General features: G+C 75.4%; 1 protein-coding gene. It reads right to left on the bottom strand.

Translation table 11 applies throughout. From position 1 onward, the window contains the following. A partial coding sequence (locus tag AWZ10_RS31035) for a type I polyketide synthase (protein ID WP_159058402.1) occupies positions 1 to 3,485 on the bottom strand: 3,485 nt, incomplete at both ends.

Raw genomic sequence — 3,485 nt, 5'->3', positions numbered from 1 at the left:
AGGGCCTGGACGAGGGCGGTGGTGGCGGCGAGGCCGGCCGGGACCGCCCCGTGGCCGGGCAGCGGTGCGGTGTCGGCCGCGAGCAGGGACAGCACGCCCGTCCAGGCCGGCCCGTCGTCCTGCCGCAGTGCGGTGAGGGCGGAGGCCAGGAGGGCGCGGTCGGCGGTGGCGCAGTCGACGGGCAGGACGTGGACGTGGGCGCCGTGCGCGGTGAGCGCCTCGGCGACGGAGGTCGCCCAGGGGCCGCCGTTGATGCGGTCGGGGACGGTGAGGACCCAGGTACCGGTGAGGGTGGCGGCGCTGCCGTCGGCGGCGGGCCGCCACACCGCGCGGTGCTCCCAGCGCCCGATCTCCGCGTCCTTGCGGTCCTCGTCGCGCCAGGCGGCGAGGGCGGGCAGGACGGCGCTGAGCGGGGCGTCGGTGTCGACGTGGAGCCGCGCGGCGAGGGCCATGGGGTCGGCGGCCTCGACGAGTTCCCAGAACGCGCTGTCGTGGGTGCGCGCGGCGGGCGGCGCGGACGGCTCCAGCCAGAAGCGTTCGCGCTGGAAGGCGTACGTCGGCAGGGCCACGGGCCGGGCTTCGGCGTCGTCCTGGGCGGCGGGCGCCTTCCCGTGTCCGTGGGCGTGCAGGGTGGCGGCCGCGAGCAGCGCGGCGCGGTTCTCGGGCACGCCGCGGCGCAGCAGGGGTACGGCGGTCATCGCCGCCGGGTCGGTGAGGCCGTCCTGGACGAGGGTGGTGAGGGTGGCGTCGGGACCCAGTTCGAGGCAGTGGGTGACGCCGTCGGTCTCCAGCGCGCGGACCGCGTCGGCGAAGCGGACGGCCTGGCGGACGTGGCGGACCCAGTAGTCGGGGGTGATCAGGTCGTCGCCGGTGGCGGGGGCGCCGGTCAGGTCGGACATGACGACGACGCCGGCGGGGACGCTGTAGCGGACCCGGGCGGCGACGGCGCGGAAGTCGTCGAGCATGGCGTCCATCAGGGGCGAGTGGAAGGCGTGGCTGACCCGCAGGCGTCGGGTTCTGCGTCCGCGCGCGGTGAACTCGGCGGCGATCTCCTCCACGTCCTTCTCCTCGCCGGAGACGACCACCGAGACCGGTCCGTTGACCGCGGCGATCGCGACGCGGTCGGCGCGGCCCTCCAACAGGGGCAGGACCTCTGCCTCGGTGGCTTCCAGGGCCGCCATGGCGCCGCCCTCGGGCAGGTTCTGCATGAGCCGGCCGCGGCCGGCGACGAGGGCGCAGGCGTCGGCGAGGTCGAAGACCCCGGCGGCGTGCGCGGCGGTCAGCTCTCCGATGGAGTGTCCGGCGAACACGTCGGCGCGGATGCCCCAGGACGCCGCCAGGGCGTGGGCGGCGGTGCCGAACGCGAACAGGGCGGCCTGGGTGTGGGCGGTGCGGTCCAGGAGCGCGGCCGCGTCGCTGCCCTCTGCGGCGAGGACCACGTCGCGCAGCGGTGGTCCGTCGAGGTGACGGTCGAGTTCGGCGCAGACGGTGTCGAACGTCTCGGCGAACACGGGATGGGCGGCGTACAGGTCGCGGCCCATGCCGGGGTGCTGGGCGCCCTGACCGCTGAACAGGACGGCGAGACGGCCGCCGTCGGCGGTGCCGGTGACCACGTGCGCGGCGCCCTCGCCGGAGGCGACGGCGGCAAGACCGGTGAGGAGTTCCTCGCGGTCGCTGGCGACGACGACGGCGCGGTGTGGGTGCGGGTGGCGGGCGGCGGTGAGGGTGTGGGCGATGTCGCGGGGGTCGTCGTCGTGGTTCAGCAGGTGGGTGCGCAGCCGGGCGGCCTGGGCGCGCAGCGCCTCGGGGGTGTGTCCCGAGACGGGGTGGACGCGCGGCAGCAAGGCCGGTGCCGGCCGGTCGGGGGCGGGCTCGGGGGCGGGCGGTTCCTCCAGGACGACGTGGGCGTTGCTGCCGCTGATGCCGAAGGACGACACGCCGGCGCGGTGCGGACGGCCCTCCTGGGCGGGCCAGGGGCGGGCCTCGGTGAGCAGGTCGATGGTTCCGCCGGACCAGTCGATGTGCGGGGAGGGTTCGTCGACGTGCAGGGTGGGCGGCAGTTCGCCGTGGCGCATGGCCATGACCATCTTGATGACGCCGGCGACGCCCGCGGCGGCCTGGGTGTGCCCGAAGTTGGACTTGGCGGAGCCCAGCAGCAGGGGCTGTCCCTCGGGCCGTTCGCGGCCGTACGTGGCGAAGAGGGCCTGGGCCTCGATGGGGTCGCCGAGGGTGGTGCCGGTGCCGTGTGCCTCGACGGCGTCGACGTCGGCCGGGGAGAGCCCGGCCGAGGCGAGCGCCTGGCGGATGACCCGTTCCTGGGAGGGGCCGTTGGGGGCGGTCAGGCCGTTGGAGGCGCCGTCCTGGTTGGTGGCGGAGCCGCGGACCACGGCCAGTACCCGGTGACCGTTGCGGCGGGCGTCGGAGAGGCGTTCCAGCAGCAGCATGCCGACGCCCTCGGAGAAGCTGGTGCCGTCGGCGGAGGCGGCGAAGGCCTTGCAGCGGCCGTCGGCGGCCAGGCCGTTCTGGGCGGTGAACTCGGTGTAGGTGCCGGGTGTGGCCATGACGGTGACCCCGCCGGCCAGGGCCATGGTGCATTCGCCCTGGCGCAGGGCGTGGGCGGCGAGGTGCAGGGCGACCAGGGCGGAGGAGCAGGCGGTGTCGACCGTCATGGTCGGCCCCTCCAGACCGAAGGTGTAGGCGACCCGGCCGGAGATGACGCTGCCGGAGACGCCGAGTCCGATGTAGCCCTCCATGCCTTCGGGGATGTCGGAGAGTCCGGAGGCGTAGCCGGAGCCCATCGCGCCGACGTAGACGCCGGTGCGGCTGCCGCGCAGGGACAGCGGGTCGATCCCGGCGTGTTCGAGGACCTCCCAGGAGGTCTCCAGGAGCAGTCGCTGCTGGGGGTCCATGGCGAGGGCCTCGCGGGGTGCGATGCCGAAGAGGGCGGCGTCGAAGTGGGTGGCGCCGTGCAGGAATCCGGCTTGCAGGCCGGGCAGCCGGTCCAGGTCCCAGCCGCGGTCGGTGGGGAAGGCTCCGATGGCGTCGCCGCCCTCGGAGACGAACCGCCACAGGTCCTCCGGCGAGTTGACACCGCCGGGGTACTGGCAGGCCATGCCGACGATGACGACCGGGTCGTCGTCCGCCGCGGCGAGAGTGCTGGGGGCCGACTGCTCGGTGGTGCCCGCGAGTTCCCGGGCCAGGTGGCGGGCGAGGGCGCTGGGGCGGGGGTGGTCGAAGACGAGCGTCGCGGGCAGCCGCAGGCCGGTCTCGGCGCTGAGGCGGTTGCGCAGGTCGACTGAGGTGAGTGAGTCGAAGCCGAGGTCCTTGAAGGACTGTTCGCCGTCGACCGCGCCGGCCGAGCCGTGGCCGAGGGCGACGGCGGCGTGGCGGCGCACCAGGTCCGAGAGCAGCCGTTCCTGATCGGGTCCGGACAGTCCGGCCAGGCTGCGGCCGAGCGCGGAGGAGTCGGCGTCGGCCGAGCGGGC

The organism is Streptomyces europaeiscabiei (genome assembly GCF_001550375.1).
In the GTDB taxonomy this organism is placed as follows: Bacteria; Actinomycetota; Actinomycetes; order Streptomycetales; family Streptomycetaceae; genus Streptomyces; species Streptomyces europaeiscabiei.
This window is presented reverse-complemented; position numbering and strand designations above follow the sequence as displayed.